This is a genomic window from Winogradskyella sp. PC D3.3, from assembly GCF_054366245.1.
In genome coordinates, this window is the sequence record NZ_CM135962.1 from 1,445,785 (window position 1) to 1,468,716 (window position 22,932).

At 35.0% G+C, this 22,932-nt stretch carries 18 protein-coding genes and 1 riboswitch; of the genes, 3 read left to right on the top strand and 15 right to left on the bottom strand.

The window, feature by feature from the left end; translation table 11 throughout:
- Window positions 1–35: 35 nt before the first annotated feature.
- From ACXGSQ_RS06200 to ACXGSQ_RS06210, 3 genes are read right to left on the bottom strand one after another with little or no spacing between them, the layout of a single operon-like run.
- The gene (locus ACXGSQ_RS06200; RefSeq protein ID WP_458628758.1) at window positions 36–716 is read right to left on the bottom strand and encodes a TIGR04282 family arsenosugar biosynthesis glycosyltransferase; all 681 of its coding nucleotides are present in this window, start codon (window positions 714–716) and stop codon (window positions 36–38) included.
- 35 nt (window positions 717–751) lie between these two features.
- Window positions 752–1,807, bottom strand: coding sequence for an arsenosugar biosynthesis radical SAM (seleno)protein ArsS (gene arsS / locus ACXGSQ_RS06205; protein WP_458628759.1), 1,056 nt, complete (start codon window positions 1,805–1,807; stop codon window positions 752–754).
- Window positions 1,808–1,863: 56 nt separating this feature from the next.
- On the bottom strand, window positions 1,864–2,199 hold the full coding sequence (locus tag ACXGSQ_RS06210) for an arsenosugar biosynthesis-associated peroxidase-like protein (protein ID WP_020895861.1): 336 nt from the start codon (window positions 2,197–2,199) through the stop codon (window positions 1,864–1,866).
- Between the two features lie 176 nt (window positions 2,200–2,375).
- Between ACXGSQ_RS06210 and xdhC the strand changes: the two genes are divergently transcribed.
- The 3 genes from xdhC to ACXGSQ_RS06225 are packed head-to-tail and all read left to right on the top strand — an operon-like array spanning window position 2,376 to window position 4,690.
- A complete protein-coding gene (gene xdhC, locus ACXGSQ_RS06215) occupies window positions 2,376–3,158 on the top strand; it encodes a xanthine dehydrogenase accessory protein XdhC (RefSeq protein ID WP_458628760.1) in 783 nt (260 codons plus the stop codon).
- 30 nt (window positions 3,159–3,188) lie between these two features.
- Complete coding sequence (locus ACXGSQ_RS06220) at window positions 3,189–4,196, top strand: hypothetical protein (RefSeq protein ID WP_458628761.1); 1,008 nt, start codon at window positions 3,189–3,191, stop codon at window positions 4,194–4,196.
- Entirely contained in the window at window positions 4,193–4,690 is a 498-nt protein-coding gene (locus ACXGSQ_RS06225) for a nucleoside-triphosphatase (protein WP_458628762.1), read from the top strand. The genes ACXGSQ_RS06220 and ACXGSQ_RS06225 overlap by 4 nt, the downstream gene beginning before the upstream one ends.
- A 305-nt stretch (window positions 4,691–4,995) precedes the next feature.
- Here ACXGSQ_RS06225 and ACXGSQ_RS06230 read toward each other — a convergent pair whose 3' ends face one another.
- The 12 genes from ACXGSQ_RS06230 to ACXGSQ_RS06285 all read right to left on the bottom strand — a co-directional run bounded on the left by ACXGSQ_RS06230 (window position 4,996) and on the right by ACXGSQ_RS06285 (window position 22,816).
- Entirely contained in the window at window positions 4,996–5,370 is a 375-nt protein-coding gene (locus ACXGSQ_RS06230) for a hypothetical protein (protein WP_458628763.1), read from the bottom strand.
- 121 nt (window positions 5,371–5,491) lie between these two features.
- A complete protein-coding gene (locus tag ACXGSQ_RS06235) occupies window positions 5,492–5,839 on the bottom strand; it encodes a GNAT family N-acetyltransferase (RefSeq protein WP_458629326.1) in 348 nt (115 codons plus the stop codon).
- Complete coding sequence (locus ACXGSQ_RS06240) at window positions 5,797–6,066, bottom strand: GNAT family N-acetyltransferase (RefSeq protein WP_458628764.1); 270 nt, start codon at window positions 6,064–6,066, stop codon at window positions 5,797–5,799. Before ACXGSQ_RS06240 ends, ACXGSQ_RS06235 begins: the two co-directional genes overlap by 43 nt.
- The gene (locus tag ACXGSQ_RS06245) at window positions 6,067–8,400 is read right to left on the bottom strand and encodes a xanthine dehydrogenase molybdopterin binding subunit (RefSeq protein WP_458628765.1); all 2,334 of its coding nucleotides are present in this window, start codon (window positions 8,398–8,400) and stop codon (window positions 6,067–6,069) included.
- Complete coding sequence (locus tag ACXGSQ_RS06250; RefSeq protein WP_458628766.1) at window positions 8,393–9,802, bottom strand: FAD binding domain-containing protein; 1,410 nt, start codon at window positions 9,800–9,802, stop codon at window positions 8,393–8,395. Before ACXGSQ_RS06250 ends, ACXGSQ_RS06245 begins: the two co-directional genes overlap by 8 nt.
- 162 nt (window positions 9,803–9,964) lie before the next feature.
- Window positions 9,965–10,438, bottom strand: coding sequence for a nucleoside deaminase (locus tag ACXGSQ_RS06255; RefSeq protein ID WP_458628767.1), 474 nt, complete (start codon window positions 10,436–10,438; stop codon window positions 9,965–9,967).
- Window positions 10,439–10,545: 107 nt separating this feature from the next.
- Window positions 10,546–12,828 (bottom strand): translocation and assembly module lipoprotein TamL, encoded by a 2,283-nt coding sequence (gene tamL, locus ACXGSQ_RS06260; RefSeq protein ID WP_458628768.1) that lies wholly within the window; start codon window positions 12,826–12,828, stop codon window positions 10,546–10,548.
- Between the two features lie 2 nt (window positions 12,829–12,830).
- Window positions 12,831–17,915, bottom strand: coding sequence for a translocation/assembly module TamB domain-containing protein (locus tag ACXGSQ_RS06265; RefSeq protein ID WP_458628769.1), 5,085 nt, complete (start codon window positions 17,913–17,915; stop codon window positions 12,831–12,833).
- A 144-nt stretch (window positions 17,916–18,059) separates the two neighbouring features.
- Window positions 18,060–19,067 (bottom strand): alpha/beta fold hydrolase, encoded by a 1,008-nt coding sequence (locus ACXGSQ_RS06270; protein ID WP_458628770.1) that lies wholly within the window; start codon window positions 19,065–19,067, stop codon window positions 18,060–18,062.
- A gap of 9 nt (window positions 19,068–19,076) precedes the next feature.
- Entirely contained in the window at window positions 19,077–19,529 is a 453-nt protein-coding gene (locus tag ACXGSQ_RS06275) for an OsmC family protein (RefSeq protein WP_334465264.1), read from the bottom strand.
- Window positions 19,530–19,610: 81 nt separating this feature from the next.
- Window positions 19,611–20,909, bottom strand: a complete 1,299-nt coding sequence (locus ACXGSQ_RS06280; RefSeq protein WP_458628771.1) for an O-acetylhomoserine aminocarboxypropyltransferase/cysteine synthase family protein — start codon at window positions 20,907–20,909, stop codon at window positions 19,611–19,613.
- A gap of 133 nt (window positions 20,910–21,042) precedes the next feature.
- Window positions 21,043–21,166, bottom strand: a riboswitch (SAM riboswitch).
- A 102-nt stretch (window positions 21,167–21,268) separates the two neighbouring features.
- Entirely contained in the window at window positions 21,269–22,816 is a 1,548-nt protein-coding gene (locus ACXGSQ_RS06285) for a hypothetical protein (protein ID WP_458629327.1), read from the bottom strand.
- Between the last annotated feature and the right edge of the window lie 116 nt (window positions 22,817–22,932).

The following is a 22,932-nucleotide window of genomic DNA, read 5'->3' on the forward strand; positions in this document are numbered from 1 at the left end:
AAATTCTTGGATTTTAATAGCGTTAAAATCCCTCTTTATAGATGAAGTGATATTGGTGAGCCTTTGTTGTATGGTGATTCAAAGACTGTAGCATATTGAAAAACGGAAGCAGACGTTACAATGGTCTTAATTGTTTTTCGAAGTATTAATAGTAATCGTTTGATTTTAAAATCTAATGTTTTAAAACGTTCTAAAACAAGGTCGATATCGGAAACATCATCAATATCTGTTAGCATTTCTAAATAGGAAACACTTTTGTTTTGATGTTGCAATTCGGTATTTAAACGCTGTCTTAATTTAGCCGTTTGCCAAGGTAAATTCTGAAAACTAGTTTTATTAAAATGTGTTTTTTTGAAACCCATTAAATAAAAACCACCATCGGTTGAAGGTCCTAAAACATAGTCTGAAGTTGCTAAGTTTTGAGTCGCCTTTAGAATATGATTGGCCCTAAGATGTGGTATGTCGTTTCCGAGAGAAATAACATGTTCAAAGCCTTTATTAAAAACGGCTTCAATGGCATTAGTAAAGCGCTCGCCAAATGAACTACCTATTTGCTCTTTTTCGGAAAAATGAAAATAGGGTAAATTCGTTTTCTTAACCGTTTTTACAGTATCAGAATCAAGCAAATTAAAGAAGTCAGAAGAAGAAATTGATTTTGAAATCAATTCTTTTTCTGCAGAATTTGCAAAGATTAATATGGCGGTTTTAGTCTTCATTATTTATTCCTGCGAAGGCAGAAATCTTAATTAATTTATGCTACAACACCTTGACAGCTGCTTCCTGCGCCAGCAGTACAGCCATAGCAATGTTGTGAAATGACGATATTACGTCCTTCTAATAATTCTTCGTTAAATTCTGATATGTGCCTCGACTTACTATTTACAGGTAGTTCTAACATTTGATTAAAATCACAATCAAATAAATACCCATCCCAACTAATCGATAAGGTATTGGTACACATCACATTTTCTACAGCAGCCGGATTATAAGCTTCCACCAAAGAATACATGTAATCTTCGTAGTTTTCTGAAGCAATTAAATAATCTAAGAATCGTGCAATAGGTAAATTTGTAATGGCAAATAGATTGTGGAATTCAATTCCGAAATCGTCCATCAATGCCTTTTTGAAATCTTTTTCCATTGCAACTTGATCACCTGGTAAAAAGGCTCCAGACGGATTGTAAACCAAATCTAATCTTAGGTCACTTCCTGGCATTCCGTAACCCACAGCATTTAATTCTTGTAAGGCTTTTATCGATTTATCAAAAACACCATCGCCACGTTGTTTGTCTGTTTTTCCACGTGTCCAGTGTGGCATAGAACTTACCACGTGTACATTGTGCTTTTTAAAGAATTCTGGTAAATCGTAATATTTTTTATTGGCTCTAATTATGGTTAAATTAGAACGTACAATAAAATCTTTAATGCCGACTTTAGCAGCTTCTTCTACAAACCATCTAAAATCAGGATTCATTTCTGGTGCTCCACCAGTTAAGTCTAGCGTGTGTGCTCCAGAATTTTTGATCACCTCAAGACATTGTCTCATGGTGTCTCTGGTCATTATTTCTTTTCGATCCGGACCAGCATCAACGTGGCAATGGTCGCAAACCTGGTTACACATATAACCAACGTTAATTTGTAGAATTTCTAGTTTTTTTGCTTTAATTGGAAATTGACTCGTTTCTGAAATCTTAGCTTTAAACGTAGGTAATTCACCATTTTTAAAAATACCATTAGAGAGTATTTCTATTTGTTTATTGCTTTGTGCTAAATCGTTTCCGAGCTTTTTTAGGGACTTTGTTGCCATTAATCGTTTCTCTTGTTTGTAATTCTTACGAAATTAATGCGGTTGAGGTTTTTAATCTAACCGTCTAATTTGTTGACTTTATTCATCATTTGTACACCATGTACTAAAGTAGCACCGCTTTTTATGGCTGCACCAACATGTATGGCTTCCATCATTTGCTCTTTGGTAATACCACGTTGCAACGTGTCTTTTGTATAGGCATCTATACAATATGGGCATTGTTCTGTATGTGCTACTGCTAAAGCTATGAGTGATTTTTCGCGTGCGGTTAAAGCACCTTCTTCAAATACTTTTCCGTAATAGTCAAAGAATTTAGTTCCTAATTCTTCACTCCATTCGGTAATTTTTCCAAATTTGCGTAAATCCGCAGCATCGTAATATGGTTTCGACATAAAATTATTTTTTGATTTAGAAAAATCAATATAACGATTAAGTCGAAGTTAAATCTTAAAGATTACAGAAAATTTTAAAAGATTGATTTCTATTAAAAGGTTTGACGCTAGTTTTAAAAATAGAAGAGCATTTCAATCAAAAAACCTTACTTTTAAATTCTCTTTTTTTATTAGAAATGCAAAACTGGATTGACTTACTTTCTGAATTTAAACAAAAGCAAATACCTGTTGCCTTTATAACGGTAACGAAGTGCTTAGGGTCAACACCTTGTGTGGTAGGGGCGCGTATGTTAGTGACTGAGAACAAAGATATTCACGGAACCATAGGAGGAGGGAAGCTTGAGTTTAAAGCCATAGACGAAGCTATCGTTGCTTTAAAAGAGAATAAAATTATTGAATCTACCTATACTTTAGGTCCAGAATTTGAACAATGTTGCGGAGGAAAAGTGGAATTTATCATAGAACCTATGAATCAATCACCAGAATTATTTTTATTTGGAGCAGGACATATTGGTGTTGAAATCTGTAAACTTCTAGTCGATACACCTTTTAAAGTGCACCTTATAGATTCACGCCAAGATTGGTTTTCTAATTTAGAATTAGACAGCAGTGTAACGACACATCAAGCGACCGAAACCGATTTTAAGACCTTTAAAGATGCTGTGAAATGGGGACCTAATTGTTATGTTTTAGTGCTGACACATAATCATGCCATTGATTTTGATTTGATAAGTATGGCTTTGCAAAACGAAACTAAATTTTTAGGACTAATAGGAAGCAAAACAAAAAAAGTAAGATTCAATACGATGTTGATTAAAGAAATGGATATTCCTGAAGGGATGACAAATGTGGTTTGTCCAATAGGATTAGATATCGGAGGCGATACACCAAAAGAAATCGCGATTAGTGTGGTTGCTCAATTACTTCAAGTGCATTATAAAGACACCGTTGAGAATTAAAAGAGATTCCCGTTTTCACAGGAACTTAAGATGAAAAACAACAAATCCATCATAGAAAAACTAACAGCACTTTGGGCTTTAAACGAGTCGGGTTTAGGCGGTTTTTTGCATGTGTTTAATTCGCCATTTACTGGATTGATTGTTGGTGGCGTGTCCATTTTACTCATTAGTTTAATTGCCTATTATGCCGAAAATAAATGGCAATCGATTCTAAAAGCCTTGGTCATTGTCTTAATTATAAAAATGGCCGTGAGTCCATATTCACCATTCGGTGCTTATGTTGCTGTGAGTTTTCAAGCGGTTTTAGGCGCGATTTTATTTTCTAATGTCTCATGGAAAGGAGCGACGATAATGGTTTTAGGAATGGTGACGTTTTTAGAATCGGCCCTTCAAAAATTATTAATACTAACCATCGTTTACGGAACAAATCTCTGGGAAGCCATTGATATTTATGGAGCTTGGGTTCAGAAAAAGTTAGATTTTGTTTCAGAAACCTCTACAACATCGGTTTTAGTCACCACCTATCTTTTGGTTTATGGGATTTGCGGAATTTTGGCAGGTATTTTTATTAAAAACACGATTAAGATTATTTCGAATAAAAAAGAAACTGATTTTTATCTTCAACTTGAAACGAATAAACGCGATAAGAAAACCAAAAAAGTAGCTTTTAAAACGAAAGTCATTTGGGTTTGGTTGGTTACGATTGCGATTATAGTTTTAGCCTTTTCAATATTTGGTGGTCCGCTTTTTGGGTGGCAAAAAGCCATTTATATCGTCTTACGAAGTTTCTTAATTTTAATGCTTTGGTATTTGGTTATAGGCCCTTTTTTATTGAAAGTGGTTCAGAAATATCTTCGAAAAAAAGAATCTAAATATCAAGAGGATATTGCGAATGCTCTGGACTTATTTCCGTATTTCCGTCAAATTATTGCATTGACATGGAAAGACACAAAACATTTAAAAGGCTACACGCGATTCCAGTATTTTATGGCGAATAGTATTTCTAATTGTATTCATTTTAAAGTGCCTTCGGAATGATATATATCCTCACAGGTGCTATACGAACAGGGAAAACAACAGCTTTATTACAGTGGTGTAAAAACCGAAATGATGTTGATGGTTTATTATGTCCGGATGACGAAAATGGAAAGCGCATTTTTTTGAAAGTAAAATCAAAAGAAGCATTTGAACTTGAAGTTGAAACTGAACTTGAAAACAAAAATGAAGATATCACTGAAGTAGGACACTTTAAATTTTTAAAATCGGCTTTTGATGAGGCGAATACTTATTTGCTAGCTGTCGCTTCAGAAAAGAAATCGCAATATCTTATTATTGATGAACTTGGGAAGTTGGAATTGAAAGGTGAAGGCTTGCATAGTTCTGCTGAAAAATTGATTTCAAATTATGAAACTAATGAAAACAAGCATCTCATTCTTGTTGTTAGAGATTATTTATTGGATGCTGTTTTGACGCATTATGGAATTACGGAATTTAGAATTTTTACTAAAGAAAATTTAGAATCACTGAATTAGTCCTGTAAGGTTTGAAAAACCTGATAGGTCTGATTAAGGGATGTTACGCATCACACAATCTCATTCGTCTCCGTTTGGTGAGGTTTTATAAGAAATAGTAAGACCTTGCAGGTTTTTCAAACCTTGCAGGTCTGGTAAAGCAAGAACATATAATCTATTTGTTCGGCTGTTATCCTGATACGATTTTAAAAAACTTTGCTGCTGTTAATTAACTTTCATACCTGTCAGGTTTTAAAAACCTTAGAGGATATGTACGATAATAATGTTCTTCTCATTTTTGGGATTCCTGCGTTTGCAGGAATTGGTTAAGAAAAAATAGTCTCACTCAAAGCATAATAAATCGCCATTAAAGCAGAGAATACAGCCGATCCCAAAAACCTCCATTTGAGTTGGAATCGATTTTGAATAATATAATTTGCCATAAAAGAAATAGGGATATTTACCAAAAACGACCAAAACGCAATCTCTAAAAGGTTAAAACCAATCGCTTCAAACTGACCTGAAAATAATTTAATAAATAGTAAATGTCTGGCAATCCATAAGGGATTAAAATAGGCTATTGCTAAAATAGTTTTGCTTAATGTGGCTTTAGCGCCTTTTCGAAACTGTGTTGTTTTTACTATCCAATCAAAATAATTTGGGATTTCAAAAGCGTAGAATGTAGCACCAACTAGCATCATTCCCAATAAGCGATAAATTGAAAATTCATCTAGCAGCAATGCAGCAATAGAGTCGCCTGCACTGTAAATAAGTGCGCCTTTAAGGATGTTTTGTTTTTTGTAATGTAGAGCGATAAGGCGTTTAGATTAAATCTGATTTTATGAGACAATAAATTTCGCTATCTGAAAACTGGCCATCATAATAAAAGTTCTCTCTAAAACGAGCCTCTAATTTAAATCCAAATTTAAGTAACAGTGCTTTAGAATTTTCATTTTTAGTATTAACATTAGCAGCGTAACTATGAAGATTTAAATTATTGAATCCAAAACGAATTAGTGTATTAAAAGCTTCTGTCATGTATCCTTTTCCCCAAGAGTCGGGATGTAAAATATAGCCTATTTCTCCTCTTGAGTTTTGCCTGTCAATTCGCCAAATCCCAAAATCACCTATAGGAGAATTACTAGACTTTTCAATAATAGTCCAAGTAATACCTTTTTTTCCTCGAAAGCGTTCTGATAGTCTGTGATTTTATTTTCGGCGTCTCTAATCTGTTTAGGGATTGTGGTATCCATATATTTTGAAACATCTTTATGGCTTCTAAGATTAAAAAGCGCTTGAGCATCATCCTTTTTATAAGCTCTAAAAAGTAATCTGTCGCTTTCTAATTCAGGGAATGTTTCAAAAATGCGTTCGTTGATTTGTGTTTCTGTAGTCATTTAAACGCTTTGATTGTTGTACAAACTCATCAACACTTTTTCAGGTGTCATCGGTGCATGAAATTGTAAATTATACTTAGGATTAAACGCCTTTATCGCATTTTGAAGCGCAAAATAAGCGCCAATACCATACATTAATGGTGGCTCACCAACGGCTTTAGATTTTAAAATCGCCATGTCATTGCCTTCGGTTTCTACTGGAATCACTTCCACACGTTTGGGTACAGAAAATATATCAGGCACTTTATAGGTTGATAGTGCATTAGATAATAATTTACCATCATCATTATAGGCAATTTCCTCCAAAGTCATCCAGCCGATACCTTGTATTAAAGCACCTTCTACCTGACCTAAATCAATGCCTTCACTCATGCTTTTTCCGTAATCGTGTACAATTTTAACGGAGTCAAATTCGTAAGTACCACGCGTACAATCTACAGTCACCGTTGTAATCGCTGTGCCGTAAACGTGATAGGCAAAAGGGTGGCCTTTTTCTTTGGTTTTATCAAAGTGAATTTCTGGTGTGGCGTAATGGGCATTTTCGGTTAAAGCGACACGTTTGAGCATGGCACTATTAATAAGTTCTGTCCAGGATAATTCGGATGGTTTATCATTTATAAAGACAAATTCATCTTTTAAAGTAAGGTCCTTTTCTGAAACATTTAAATCTTCTGAAGCCACTAGTTTTAAACGTTCTACTAAAGCATTACAAGCCATTAAGGTCGCTTTTCCGTTTAAATCTGCCGTAGAACTCGCCGCAGAAGGAGACGTATTGGCAACACGCGTTGTATTGGTCGTTTCAATCTTAATTTTTTCAATAGGAATCGAAAATACATCTGCAGCAATCTGCATCATTTTAGTATTCACACCTTGACCCATTTCTACAGCCGCTGTGCTTATACCAACACTACCATCTAAATAAATATGAACCAAAGCACGTGCATGATTCATTGGTGTGTTGGTAAACGATATACCAAAGGTAATTGGCATAAACGAAAGGCCTTTTTTGAAGGCTGTATTATTCTTATTGAAATCAGCAACCTCTTGTTCTAAAGCATCACTATTAAATATGTTTTTGGCAGAATGCCATGTGTTTTTGGCTTCTACTTGTTTAGCAATTTGTCCATAGGAGAAGGTGTCATTTTCATCTAGTAAATTCGCTTCTTGAATTTGTCTAGCAGAAACCCCAATTTCAGAAGCTGCTTTTGCAATAGCAGATTCAATCACAAACATACCTTGTGGACCGCCAAAACCTCTAAAAGCTGTATTTGGTGGTAAGTTGGTTTTACAACTCAATACTTTTGTGGTCACATTTGGTACATAATAACTGTTGGTGGCATGAAATAAGGTGCGCTCAGCAATGGCAGGAGATAAATCTGCAGCAGCACCAGAATTTTGTAAAAATTCGGTTTGGTAAGCTAAAATTTTTAAGTCCTTAGATAATCCAATTTTATAAGTGCTTTCATAAGGATGACGCTTTCCTGTCATGCGTAAATCATCATGACGATTTAGGATCAATTTCACTGATTGGTTTAGGTGATACGTTGCCAAAGCAGCCATAACGGCCCAAGGTGTGGCTTGATCTTCTTTTCCACCAAATCCACCACCAAGACGTGTCACATCGACCTCAACTTTATGCATGGCAATGCCTAAAACTTTTGCAATAGTTTTTTGCACAGCCGTTGGGCCTTGCGTAGATGAAGTGATTTTTATATTGCCATTTTCCATTGGTTCAGCGTAAGCGCCTTGTGCTTCAATATATAAATGTTCTTGTCCATTGGAAAAGGTTTCCCCTTCAAAAACATAGTCACAGTCTGCAAATGCTTTTTCAGTATCACCTAAACTAAAAGAACGTGGTGCGTTGATAAAACTACCTTTAGCTTTGGCTTCTTTTGCTGTGGTGATGACTGGTAAATCTTCAATTTCAATCTCAATTAAACCTCTTGCTTTTCGTGCAATGAATTCTGATTCGGCAACAATTAAAGCAATTGGCATGCCCCAAAAATGCACCTCATCTTCTGCAAATAAAGGTTCGTCTGCGATGATGCCTCCAATTTCATTTTCACCTGGAACATCTTTGTAGGTGAAAATACGTTCGACACCTTCCAAAGCTTCTGCTTTAGAATAATCGATATGTTTTATTTTTCCGTGTGCTTTTGGTGAGTCAAAAACCACGGCGTGAAATGTGCCTTGTCTAATATTAACATCATCAACATACAAGGATTCGCCACGAACATGCGTATAAGAATCTAAGTTTTTAATGCTTTGTTTTAATGATTTTGAAACCGCATCTAATTTAGTGTCGCGTACTGTATTTGTCTTGTTATTATGCATACTGAACAAAATCGTTTAAGGTGAAATGATTGGGGAACAACTCCGTAAAATGTGCGAAAAACAATTGCCTTGCAAGTAAACGCTTATAATCACTAGTTCCTCTAACATCGCTAATTGGACTAATTTCCTTTTGAAGTATCTCGTTAGCTTTTAATATCGTTTCTGAATTCAGTGGTTTTCCTGTTAAAAATGCTGAGGTATCGTGTAAATACTTCGGAATTGCAGCAACACCGCCAAGAGACACATGCGCTTTTGCAATGGTACCATTTTCAACGGATAAATGTATCGCTGAATTGACACTTGCAATATCTAAATGGGTGCGTTTACAGACTTTTTCAAAATTGAAAAAGGACTGCGCTGTTGGTAACTTAAAGCTGATGGCTTTTAAAAGTTCATCATCTTTTAAGTCGTAAGTTTTATAACCTTGATAAAAGTTATTTAGTGCAACACTACGCTCTTCGTCTTTTTCATTGGTAATTGTAAGATCACTATTAAGTGCTAAGAAAAATATGGTCATATCACCAATAGGCGATGCGTTGGCGATGTTTCCACCTAAGGACGCCATATTTCTAATTTGTTCTGAAGAGACTAGTTTTAAGTGTTTTCTTAAATTGGGTAAAATGCGGTTTAATTCTTTATGATTCCATAAATCAGAAACGGTAGAGTTGGTTCCAATAGTGCAAATTCCGTTTTCAATTGAAATGCCTTTTAGATACTCTTTTTCAGCAATGAGATGCACGTCGTTATCTGCTAAATGATCTGCTTTTTGCACGTATAAGTCCGTTCCGCCAGAAACATATTTTCCTTTAGGTTGATTTAAATCTTTAGCTTCAATATCTTTTAAACGTTGTGGAATGCTTTCAAAATACTCTGGAATAAATCCATTGTCAATTAACCATTTAAAAGAATTTTTTTCTTGATGCTCTAGTTTTTTAACCACTTGATGAGCGGCTTTTTCAATGGCTTTATAACCTGTGCATCTGCAAATATTTCCACTAATAGCGTCAATGGCATTGCTGTAATTGTTTTCTGAATTAGATAAAGCAAAGCCAGTTAGAGCAACGACAAAGCCTGGTGTACAAAATCCGCATTGGGTAGCGTAATTCGCTTTCATGGCTTCTTGAGCTGTGGTGAGTGTGTCTTTTAGATTGGTGCCTTCAACCGTTACTATATGTTTGCCATGTGCGTTTCCTAATGGTGAAATACATGAGGTGATACTTTGGTATTCCATTGTATCGTCGTTTAGTGTACCGACCAAAAGTGTGCAAGCACCACAATCGCCTTCACGACAACCAATTTTGGTGCCAGTTAAGCGTTGTTGGTAACGTACAAAATCCAGTAAAGTGGTTCCGGAATGTTCCGATGTTTTAATGGTTTTGTTATTTAGGATGAAGGTGATCATGTTAGTTATTTCAATTATAAATGAATTAAAAATGTAACGATTACATCACTTCGAGTGAAATTCCCTTTTCGGAATTTTCTATCGAGAAGCTTTTTTGTGACAAAAGTTCTCGATACATTTCGACCCAAAAGTCAAAACACTCGAACTGACGTATTGGATTGTTTAGTATTCTGTCTTATCTTCTTTTTTAGTCCATTCCTGAAATGGTTCTAATGCAATTTCTCTTCCTAATTGTTCAAAAGGAATGCTACGTTCTGAGTATGGTAATGGGATTTCTTTGTAAATAAATTCGTCATCAAAGCCAATATTTGCAGCATCTACTTGGTTACTTCCATAATATACTTTGTCTGGTCTCGCCCAATAAATAGCGCCTAAACACATGGGGCAAGGCTCGCAAGAGGTGTAAATTTCACAACCATCTAGTTGAAAAGAATCTAAATTTTTACAAGCATCTCTAATCGCTGTAACTTCAGCATGTGCTGTTGGGTCATTTGTAGAAGTTACTTTATTGTTTCCACGTCCTACAATTTTTCCGTCTTTAACAACCACGCAACCAAATGGTCCGCCTTCATTGTTATTCATTCCTTTTAAAGCTGCGTTTACAGCCTCTTTCATGTATTGTTCTTTTTCTGTCATATGTAATTGTTGTCTAGTTTTGAAAACCTATGTTTCAATAAAGATATTAAATTCAAATATAATAAGGTATTTGCAATTGCATAGCATTGCTTCGGTTTATCATATAATTAAAACGAATAGCCAATAGCGAAGTTAAGTACAGGTTCGTCATATTTAAAATCGAAGCGTTTTCCTGGTGCTAATGACGGATCGTGGAAAGGTGCAGCCAAATCGAAACGAATAACAAAACCTTGGACATCAATATGCAATCCAAATCCGGCTCCCATACCTAATTCATTAATGAAGTTAGAGGTGAATTTATCTTCACCATCAAACACAGAATTGGCTTTAGAGTTCCAGACATTTCCAGCATCGGCAAATACCGCACCTTTAAAATATGAAACTATAGGAAAACGATATTCTACATTGGCTTCTAGTCTAATATTTCCAGTTTGATCCCAATAGGTTACATCGTCGTTATTGCTATTGTCATTGTAAGTTCCTGGTCCTAAAGAGCGCGTTTTAAAAGCTCTAACACTATAGGGACCTCCTGAAAAATATTGCTTTACATACGGAATAACATCCGAGTTTCCATAAGGTAAGCCGTAGCCCGCAAATAATCGTGTTGCTATGGTTTGTGCTCTGTCTTTACCGAAGTTAAGATGGAATCTTAAATCTAAATCGGCTTTCGCATATTGCGCATATTGCAATCCTAAAAATTCTTTAGGTTCGCCAGAAGTGGTTTCTTTTCCTAGCAAACTAATCGAATTACCTGCAACATCTAAAGCTGTATTTAGGTAAAACTGATTAGGATCGTTAGCATCTACCATTTCGTTATAAGTAAATGAAAAGGTCATACCTGAAATAAATTGCTGATCGAAACTTTGTTGTAAGTATGAATTTTCGTCTAAAATAGCTTCAAATTCAGCAGTGGTATTTGAAAGTCTAGTGTAGCTTACGGAAATAGGATTAAACTGATAGGTTATAAATCTATTAGCATTCCAAGAGTAGCCAAACTGTCCAGTTCCTGAAAGTAAAGTATATAGTTGACTTCGACTCAAATAATTAAGTCCAACACTTGTCTTTGTTTTTGGGATAGAATATTTAAAGAAATCCGTATTGATTTTTACAGGAAATAAAACACGAGGAAAAATGAGTTCCGTTGTTAGACCCAATTCTATACTGCTAAGTCCTGTGTTGTTGCCACTGATAAATTGCGATTCGTAACCAACATTTGTACTAATGTTAAACGTTTCTCCACCTTTAAACACATTTCGATTACTGTAGGTTAACGCTAAATGTGGGCCTGTGTAATTATTAGATTTGGTGACGGCTTGCAATTCGGCACGGACGGCACGTTTGGTTAATGGTGATAAAAAAATATTAGTTTCAAGAATACCTAAACTGTCCGTGAGTAGCGAATCAATTTCTTTATATTGAATGTTGACATATTTATACGCTCCAATTTTAGATAAACGTCTGGCGGTATTTTTAGAATTTTCAGGACTGTAGAAATCTCCTTCATTTAGTGTAATAAATTCATCGAGGAATTTAGGTTTTATAAACAGTGTATCCTGTATGTAATTCTTATTGTTGAACCGTTCTGTTTTGGCGTATGTGGAATCTTGTAAGTCGTAATTAGCAAAGACATTTATCTTTGAAATGCGGTAAGGAATAGTCGCTTTTTTAGGGACTTCAGCTTTCAATTTTAGAAATAAATCGAAACGTTTATTGTCGTACTGATTGGTATCTGCTTCAAAAATGAAAAAATCGGGATTGAGATTATAATAGCCTTTTTGCTTTAGTTGCGCATCAATACGTTGACGTTCTAATTTCATATTAGACAAATCGAAACGCATGCTTTTTTGAAATGGGGATTTGTCAGTTTCTTTTTTTACATCTTCATAGAGTGGTGACGGCATAGAGTCGATCTGAAAACGTTCCATTTTATAGGGTTCCGTGATTTTTAGTTTATAATTAATGGACGCCTCAATCTCTTTTTCTTCAAAAGCGGAAGTTGCAGTGCTATAGAAATAACCTTTGTTTTCTAGTCGATTTCTTAATACGTCTTCAATCTCAAAAGGTGTTATGCTAGATTGATAAATAGGTTTTTCTCCTATTTGTTTATATAGCCATCTGTTGAGAAACCCTGGTTTTTTCTTTTGCATTTTGTAATAATAATACAAGCCTAAATGCATGCCTAAGAATTTAGAATTCGGTTCAGGTCTTAAAATGGTTTCCAATTCGGCTTTAAGATCATCTTCATTTTTTATAATCGAATCGGATTCAATTTCAATTTTAGCACCAGTATATAAACGTTCGCCTTCAGGAATGTGTTTTGTTATACTGCATGAGTATAAAATCATTCCGAAGAAAATAAAAGCGATACTATGTTTTAAGATGCTTTTCAAGTTTAATTGGTTTTCTGTTCCATGCTTTCGTCCGTTGCTTCTTGCTGTTTTTCTTGTGTCGCTTTCTCGGCTTCGGGTTTTGCTTTCTTTTCTTTTTTAGAACGCAAAATAGCGTCCCAAAGTTCGCTAAATTGGTTGAATTCTTTTGTAAATATTAAACTAATACCACTCACTATGGTTTGGCCATCTATTACATTTTCAAATTCACTTTTTCTAAAGCCTTTTAGTCGGTATCTGCCATCTTCTGTTAACGCATATTCTAAGCTTACATTACCAATTACAGGTGTTTCCTCATCAGTGCTACTGCTACCTTGTATATCAACGTCACTACCAACACTAACCGTTAATCTGTCGTTAAACAATTTTTTCTTTGCTGCGATTTCTAACTCGGTACGGTCGGTTGGTGAATCGCCTTGATAATCGGTGTAGCTATTCAATCCAAAATCGAGTTCGATACCAGTACTACCTAATATTTTATCAGAAAATGTATTCAGCTGATCGGATACCGCATCGTTTAAATTGTCTCTTGCAATAGTGGCAAAGCCTCCGTCACTACCATCACTACCCGAATCTGGATAAAAACGATTGAGCACTAAAAGAGAAAAGACTTGGCGATTCAATTCTCCTTCTTGCTGGTTGACTTGTTGTACTCTCGAATATACTTGTCCGCTAATGGCACCTTGGTCTTCTTCCGGCATATCTAAGCCAAATGAAATTTTTGGTTGTAATAATTCACCATCAATATTGAGGTAGACATTAAAAGGTAAAACTTCTTGGTATTTGCTTTTTACAGAGGAATCTGCACCAGAGATTTGCGATGCCATCAATCCGTAAGCTGAAGTTTCTAAATTGTAAATGGCACGTATATCTAGTTTCGCATCAAACGGATCGCCAGACCAAGTGACACGACTGCCTTGAGCAATTAAGAATTTTCGATTCACTAAATTGTAAAGGTTGAGTTCGTAATGCCCTTCTGAAATTTCATAGGCACCAGTTAAAGTGATTCTTCCGTTTGGTTTCATGGTGAACACAAAATCGCCTTCACCTGAAATTTTAAAATTATCTCCGGTGTCTTTATCTATAATTATAGTGACTGCTGCGTTTTTTCCAACGTTGAATAACGCCCTAATATCAAAGCCTTTTATCGTAGCCGTTTGTTCTTCAGTTTGAGTGAGAATAGCATCTCGATTTTCACGATTAACAAATACAACAACTCCATCGCGTTCCTCTACACTGGCTACTGACGATGGTAGTACATAAGTGAGATCGGTATCGGAACCTAAAGTGAGCTTAGCATCTAATTTTGGGATTTGTAAATCGCCAGTTAGTTTTGCATTGGCATCAAAAGTGACCTTGCCGTAAAATTCTTGATTGTCTTCTTTTGAAGCGTTTAAGACTTGAAAATTTGTAGTTTTCACACTTAAATCGAAGGTTGGATTGATAAAACTTTCGGTGCCAACCTTACCAGAAAGGACTAAGGCATTATTGTTTTCATCGTTAATGGTGAAATCTTTCATTGAAAGTCCTTCATTATTGATGCTCAGCGTTTCTTTAGTCATGCTAAATTTAGTGTTCAATTTAGCGATATTGAAACCAGTATTATTGAATGTTATGGAACCATCATATTTTAAATCTGATGTTGAACCTGTAACTTTAAAAGCACCAGAAAAACTACCGTCAGCATCTTTAATTTCACCCATAGATAAGGTGTTGAGTGCTTGTATTTTGAATTCGTTGATATTAAAATCGAGATCGAGATTTGCTATGTTATTAGTAATAGTGTAATCTCCAACGAGATCAAAATCAATATCACCACCTTTTAGTCCAGCATTAAAAGCATAACTATTGTCGTCCAATGAATTTCCATTCACGCTTAAAGTCCCTAAATCGGTTTTAAGCATGTTCAATTGTTCAATGCTTAAATCGGCTAAAATACCAGCATTGTTAAACGGATCTTCAAGAATAAAATTACCATTTAGTTGTCCGGTTGCTAATTCGGCTTCTGGGTTTAGATAATCAAAGACGGCATTGATATCAAAATTCTCGAATTCAATGGCAATATGCTCTTTCGAAATATTTTGTAATTTGTCCGTAAGCGCGATAGATTGGTTGTTTTTGTTGATTTTGAAGTTATTAAATTCGAGATGCTTATCGGTTAAGAGGATTTCATTGTCTTCAGGAATTAACCATTTCTCTTTATTGAGAATTAAGCTATCCGGATTTACTGTAAATCTTAAACGCTCTCTGCTACCAGTGATTTTGGTGTTGACGTTCATGAGCTGCTCTCCTTGATGATAGCCCAAAAAGTTAAGCGCTAATTCGTTGTTGGTTTGGTGGCCAGTTATGATGGTTTTAGGCACATCTAACGGACCAGCAGTGATGTTTTTAAAACCTAGATTAAAATTGAAATTCTCTTTGTCAGTATCCATAGAAAAAGCAAGACTGTCCAATTTATTGCCACTATAGTTAATATGTGGCGCCGTAATATTTGCTTGTAGTTGTCGCGCTTTTTCGTTAAAATCTACAGCCACGTTAATGGTGTCTAAACCTTGAACATTAACTAAGAAGACGTCATTCAGTAAAGGGGATTGTGCAATTTTTCCTTTGAGGTTTAGGTTTACAAAATCACTAATCGTGTCTGAGACATTTTCATCCCTATAAAAATAACTTAGAACGTGGCGTTTAATCGCTTTACTAAACGTTTGAGGATTGGTATTTGACTTTAAATCAAGATCTAAAATGTTGTTTTTAACAGAAACCGAAGTCGTGTCTGTATCCACATGAGCAAAGGCTTTAATATCACCTATTAAAAAACTTCTATTGTCATACACAACAACACCGTTGTCAATGTTAGCGCTAGCATCGTAGGTTTCACCATTGCCTTTAAAATCTACAGTGACATTCATGGCCGTTTTAATATTACGACTCATTACACCAAGCGCTTCTAGGTTAGCGCCAATAACGTTAATTTTAACTTTAGCTTCAGGTGAAATAGAATCTAAAACCACAAAAGCATCTAGGTTGGCATTGAGATTACTGTCTTTATATTGCGACTGAATATTTCCTGTTCCGTTTTTAATATCACCATTAAGATGAAGATCTTTTATGGCATAATTATGAAGTTGAAATTCAGAAATAGTAGCATCCAAAATGGCATCGAGTGTGTTGATGTTGTTTCCGCTTCCTTCAGATGTAAGGGTAAGACTTAGTGTCCCAAATTGCGGATTGTTAAGCAATTCATTTACTTTATAATCTTCAATAGCGACAGTAGCATTAAACGCAATTTTATCTGCGTTTTTAAAGCTACCATTAATAGTCGCAAGGCCTTGAGAGCTTGTTAGTTTTGCTTTTGCTGAAATGTCTTGTGGGTTGCCTTTGAGTTGTGCTACAAATTTCACGTCATTTGGAAAGCTAATTCCTAAGTCTTCCTCATTTACAAACTGAATTAAATCAGAGCGTTTTGTAACTGCTGAAAACTGTGGAATATCAAATTGAAGTGTTTCAGGATTGGTGACGTTTTGAAGCGTTCCTTTAGCTGAAATTTGGGTTGTAGTTCCCCAATTTAATTTGGTATTGGTTAAATTGATGGAGGCTAAAGTTCCTGAAGCATTCAGGTTTCCGGTTAATTGTTTTTTACTTAATGTGTTGAGGTAAGTGTTGTTTTTTAAATCGGGTTGAAACTTGAAGATTTCAGATAAGGACACGCTAAATTCAGGTAAATTCAGGTTGACTTTAGTAGAAGCAGGAGCTTCTATTAATTTTGAAAGTGACTGATACTCTAAATGCGCATCACCTGAAATTGAATTGTTATTTAACTTGAATTTTAAATCATCCAATTGCATGCTTTGATCTGTAGCTTCAAAATTAACAGCTAATTGATTTAAGTTTAATCCTGAAGCTTCATTAAAATTAAGCTGCTCTAAATTTAGGCTTGCGTTTTTATCTTTTAATAAAATGTCCTTCGCTTGAAGCGTGAAATTTGACAGGGCAATCGCATCAGGATTAAACACGTCCTTTGTTGGTTTTGCATTGCCAATAAGATAATTAATGGTGTTGTTTTTAAAATCAATTGTCGCAACATTCACTTTAAGTTGAGGCCATTCAAAGGTGTTGCTATCTGTTGTTGAATCTTCAGTGACGTCATCTATTTTTGGTGCTAAACCATCTATTTTAGCTTTGGTTGTTAAGCTAATTCTTGAATTTTTAAGCGTGATTTTTTTTAGACTGAAATCATTATCCGCTAAATTTATATTCGGTGATTGTGTTTCGAATTCTGAAATATCGACATCTGCAATCAAACGGTCAGGTTGGGATTCGTAATAAGCAACCACATTGTTTAGCACAATAGTTTCAAAAGCTAATTTCGGTAAAGGAGTATTTGAAGTTGTGGTGTCAATCTCCACAGGTTTTTGAATAAACTTGATATTAGCTTCGCTAAGTTCAATCGTTGAAGCATCAAAAATCATGTCTTCAATATTGGTGGTTTTCATATTAGCTTTCAACTTGCCAATTATAAACCTCGAATCAATGCCCGCAACCGCATCATCAAAAACAACATCAAAATTCTTGAAATTTAAGTTACCTAAAACAAGGTTCAGTGGAGTGGAGGTGGTATCTGTTGCAACAGCTGTAGTGTCGGTAGAAGCAAAAGCATCAATTAGAAATTGAAAGTTATAACCTTCAATGCTATCTTTTCTAATCACATTGGCACGCAAACCATCCCAATCTAAAGCATCAACTCCTATGCCATTACCTCTTATAATTTTAATTAGAGGGATATTAGCTTCCAATGATTTTGAATAAACTAAAGTGTCCCCTTTTTTGTCTTCGAGATATAAACCATCGAGTTGTATATCACCGTCAAACGTAATAAAGAGTTTTTCTATAGCAACTTTAGTTCCGGTTTTATCTGAAACGAAGCTAACGGCTTTTTCAACAATAATAGATTGTCCCCAAGGACTACGAACAAAAAGAATCACCAAAAATAAAAACACAAGAATTCCTAGCAGTACGCGTAAGGTTCTGCGCAACCAACGAAATTTTCGTTTTCTTGGTATTTGGGGTGCTGTGTCTTCTGTTTTGTTCAATACGTAAAAATATACGAGTAAAAGTATTACAATTGTCGTTATTGCTAATAATATTAACGCTCATACTTTAATTTTAGCTAAAATTAAAACGTAAAAAAGCCAAACAGATCGTTTGGCTTTATATTTATAAAATGTAAGTGTGTTCTACGCAACTTGCTGTACTAATTTTTCCTTTGATTTCAATGCCGTCGAAAAAATAGGTTTCAAAAAGCGTGCTAATTGGTCAAATTCTATTAAAAAAGCATCGTGGCCGTGTACGGATTTAATTTCATGAATATGAACGTTGTCTTTCACTCCTTTTAAATCTACATAAGTATTCCAGTTTTCATCCGCTTTAAAGAACAAATCAGAATTAATGGTGATGATATGAATATCACTTTCAATTTTTGAAGCGACTTCTAAAAAATCAGTTCTGTTTCTTGTAATATCAATAGTGCGCAAAATTTGATTCATCAGTTTATAAGCCGCAACCTGAAAACGATTGTCTAGAGCGTTGCCATGATAACTCAACCATGATTCAATATTGTAAAGGGCATCGTTTTTCTTAGTACGTTCAAATTTTTGTGTTAACGATTCTGGTGTGCGATATAAGGTCATGGCGTGCATTCTAGCATCCACTAGTGGTTGTGAAGAATTATTCAATATTGCATCTTGAATGTGGCAATTCGCAATGACCCAATCTGTCGATTTCCAGTCGGTCGCAATAGGAATTAAATGTTGAATTAATTGGGGTTTTAATGCGGCTAATTCCCATGCAATTCCACCACCTACAGAGCCTCCAATTACGGCAAATAAATGTTCAATTTCTAATTGCTCTATGGCTAAAGCAAATAGTTTTGCAATATCTCTTGCTGTAAAATCTTTGTAATTTTCAATGCAGTTTTCTGCAATATTATCGTAGCCATTACCAAGAATATTAAAGGCTAAAATAGTATAATCATTAGTGTCAATACATTTGTCGTCTCCAATAATATCATTCCACCAGCCGTCTTCTCCAACCACATTTGAGTTTCCGGTTAGGGCGTGGTTGACTAAAATTATGGGTGCAGAATGTAATGCTTTACCAAAAGTTTGGTAAGACAATTTAGGATTGATTGTCTTACCACTTTCAGTAACGTAATTAGTTAGGGTTATGTAGTGTAAATGTGCCATTACAAATATTTATATAGCTGTATATTCTTTTTCTACGGAAATTTTTAAAGGTGTCTTGTTCTGTAAATTATCTTTTACAGGACAACGTTCTTCAACAATTTGAAGCCATTGCGTTAAAACTTCAATACTGGCATCGGTCTCTGGAATAAGATTGAGATTAATGGTTTTAAAGCCTGCGCGTTCTTTGGTAGATGTCCCTAGAAATCGATCAGGATTTAATTCCCCTGTTACTTCAATCTTTAAATTTTTAATTGTAAAACCTAATTCCTTAGCTACCAAATGTCCAACAACATTGGCACAACCAGCAAAGCCTGCTAAAATGTATTCTACAGGATTGGCATCTTCATCGGTGCCACCTAAAGCTTCCGGTTCATCTACAACTAAAGTAAATTGTCTTGTTTTTCCTATAAATTGGGTTGCAGAAGTACTGTCTCCTACAACGGAGAATTTTAAATCACTCATGTTTTTGTCTTTTTAGTGTTGAATACTATAAAACAGATGTCTTTAGAATTAAAGACATCCATTTTACTTCACAATTTAAATTTAATTTTGAAGGGCTTTTTTCTGTTTAACAACAGCAAAAGCTTCTTTTAAATCATCTTTTAAATCTTCTATGTTTTCAATACCAACAGACAAACGAATTAAATCTTTAGTAACACCTGTGGTTTCTTGCGCTTCGTCACTTAATTGTTGATGCGTTGTACTTGCAGGATGAATGATAAGTGATTTTGTGTCTCCAATATTGGCTAATAATGAGAATAGTTTGGTCGTATCGGCAATGGTTTTTGCAGCTTCGTAACCACCATCCACTCCAAAAGTGACGACGCCACTTTGGCCTTTTGGTAAATATTTTTTAGCAAGTTCTCTGTATTTGCTGCTTTCAAGTCCAGGGTAATTCACCCATTTGACTTCGGGTTGAGACTCTAACCATGTTGCTAATTCAAGGGCATTTTCACTATGTTTTAAAATACGTAGTTCTAAAGTTTCTAAACCTTGAATAATTTGAAAGGCGTTAAATGGACTTAAGGCTCCACCGTAATCTCGTAGACCTTCAATTCTAATTTTTGCTATAAATGCAGCTGCTCCTATGGCTTCGCTATAGACTAAACCATGATAACCTGCAGATGGCTCTGTAAATTCTGGGAATTTTCCGTTAGTCCAATCAAATGTTCCGGCATCAATGATGATACCTCCAAGTGATGTTCCGTTTCCAGTGATATATTTGGTTAAGGAATGAATAACGATGTTAGCACCATATTCTATTGGATTTAATAAATAAGGTGTAGCCACGGTATTATCTACAATTAAGGGCACTTTATGCGCTTTCGCTCCTTTTGAAATTGCTTCAAGATCTAAAACATCTAATTTCGGATTCCCTAAAGATTCTACAAAAAAGGCTCTTGTGTTTTCTTGTGCTGCTTTTTTAAATTCTTCCGGATTTGACGCATCAACAAACGTTGTAGTAATACCATGTCTTGGTAAGGTGACGCTTAATAAATTGTAGGTGCCACCATACAAACTACTCGACGCGACAATATGGTCTCCTGCTCTTAAAAGCGTTAGCAAGGTTGTTGCAATTGCTGAGGTTCCAGAAGCCGTAGCCACTGCTGCAATTCCTCCTTCTAGCGCTGCTAATCGCTGCTCCAAAATGTCGTTTGTGGGATTGTTTAGTCGTGTGTAAATAAAGCCAGGAACCGAAAGGTTAAATCGTCCGGCTGCATCATCGGAATCATTAAAGACATACGATGATGTTTGGTAAATAGGAACAGCTCTTGTTCCTGAAGTTTGACTGACGTCGTGACCTGCGTGCAACGCTTGTGTTGCGAATTTTTGTGTACTCATTTTTCTAAGTTTTTGAGTTAATAAAAGATTAAACCAAAAGCCAAATAAGCCTCATGTGTTCTTTGAACGTGAAGCGTACTTAATAGAAAAATATTAAAAAGAAAATGCTAATTACAGATGGGTAATTAGTCTTGAGTTATCTATCCAATTTTCCGATTAATGAATCGGATAATTAAGTAGAATTTAGCACCTTCTTAGTAAATCTAAGGGTTGCTAAGGCTTCATAGGGTCATTCCCTCCACCTTTCTTGATAACATTTCAGTAAGTGTTTGAACTTTGTGAGCACAAATATTGCAACACAAAAATTGGAAATCCAAATTATTTGTAGATTTTGTGAGTTTTTTATGAATTTCGTAGAATTATGAACTTTTCTTTGCTAAATACTTAATTTGGATGATTTCGCTAACAGGTTTGTTTTCGATTTTGCTTTCTAGCCAAGAAATAATATCGAGATATAAAAAGGCGCGTCGTTCGTACGGATGGTCTTCAAAAGTCTTTAGTGTTTTGTGTAATTCTTTAAACGCATTTTTAAGATCGTGTGGGTAAATATCCTGAAGTCCTCTAATGAATTTTATCATTTCTTTTTGCACTTCATGCAGGTCATTCATCTTAATTAAAAACTTGTACGTGCTTCGTAAAAGGGTTTCTAAATGGTAATCTAGTCCAGCTTCATAATGCGCTACAAGGTTTAGAACTCTCGAAAAACAGAGTAAGTCTTCGCGCATTGAAAGTGTTTTGTTTGAGATAATTTTATCTAAGTATTTTATACAAGCTTTGTTATTTCCGGCTCCAAATTGTAAACTCGCAAACTTATAATAAAAAACCATTTTATGGTGAGGGTCAATTCTGTCATTAAACGGAATTAAGTCGTTTTCAATTTTTGGAATTAGATGAAGTCCGTCTTCAAAACTACCATCAATAAAGTGTTGGTTAATGCTGTGGAAATTGGTGTATAAAAAAACAAGAGTAGCTACATTTTCATCGGTTGGAAACGTCGATTTTTGAACAGTCGCTTCAAACTCAGAGAATTTTTCTAAAAATTTTGGTTTGTTACCAATAAAAACGAGTGCTTCTAAAAGGTAATTATTGCCTTTGAGGAAAAATACAGGATTCAGGTTAATCATGCTTGGATTTTGATAAAATAAATCCACCCATTTTGAAGCGTATTTGTAGCAATTCAAAAAATCTTGAAGCAAAAAGCTTTGCCATAAATTGGCTTTATAAAGCCATAGTTTCTCTCTAAATCCTAATTTTTCAATATTAACTTTTGGAAGGCTTTTGTTAAAATAATTAATGACCATATTGGCTTCTTCCTCATTTCTTATATAGCCTGTTTTTAGAATAGTACTATAGAGTTGTAGTGATAAATTAGAGAGTTTACTGGCGATAACATTAAGTGCACTTAGTTCTTTGGCTTGTATGGCTAGTTCGTCCGCTCGGGTGCTAATGCTTCGTGTGATGTATTGAGATTCAATTAATTTTTCAAGCTCTACAATCTCAAAAGCTGAATTTTTTTCTTCGTTAATAATTGCGAGCTCCTTGGCCTTATCTAAAATTTTTAAGCTTTGTTTATATAAGCCTTTGTGATACAAAATAGAAGCAAAATCGAGTTGTTCTCTAATTTGTGAGCGTACATTTTGATGTGATGGGTTGAGCTTAAGACTGATTAAAATTTGTTTATATAAATGCGCTTTGACATTGGCAAGTTGTTGCTTTTTTACGATGCCACTTTTTAAAATAAAAGCTTCATTGTAGGTTTTAGCTTTGTCCAAAAGATTGAATAAATTCAAGAATTTAGAATCTGAATTTACTCCAAGTCTCCCTACGTAAAGTTTAAATTGCCGTTTTTCGGATTTTGTTAAGGACTTTACAAGTGAAAATAAATTATCTTTTTGGTCTTTAGTTATCAATAGAAAATAGATTTATAAATCTGTAAATCAGTTATTTAAAGTATATTTTGGCGACTGAACATCGTAAACTAACTATATCAATAATGTTTAAATCTAAATCAAAACATACATTC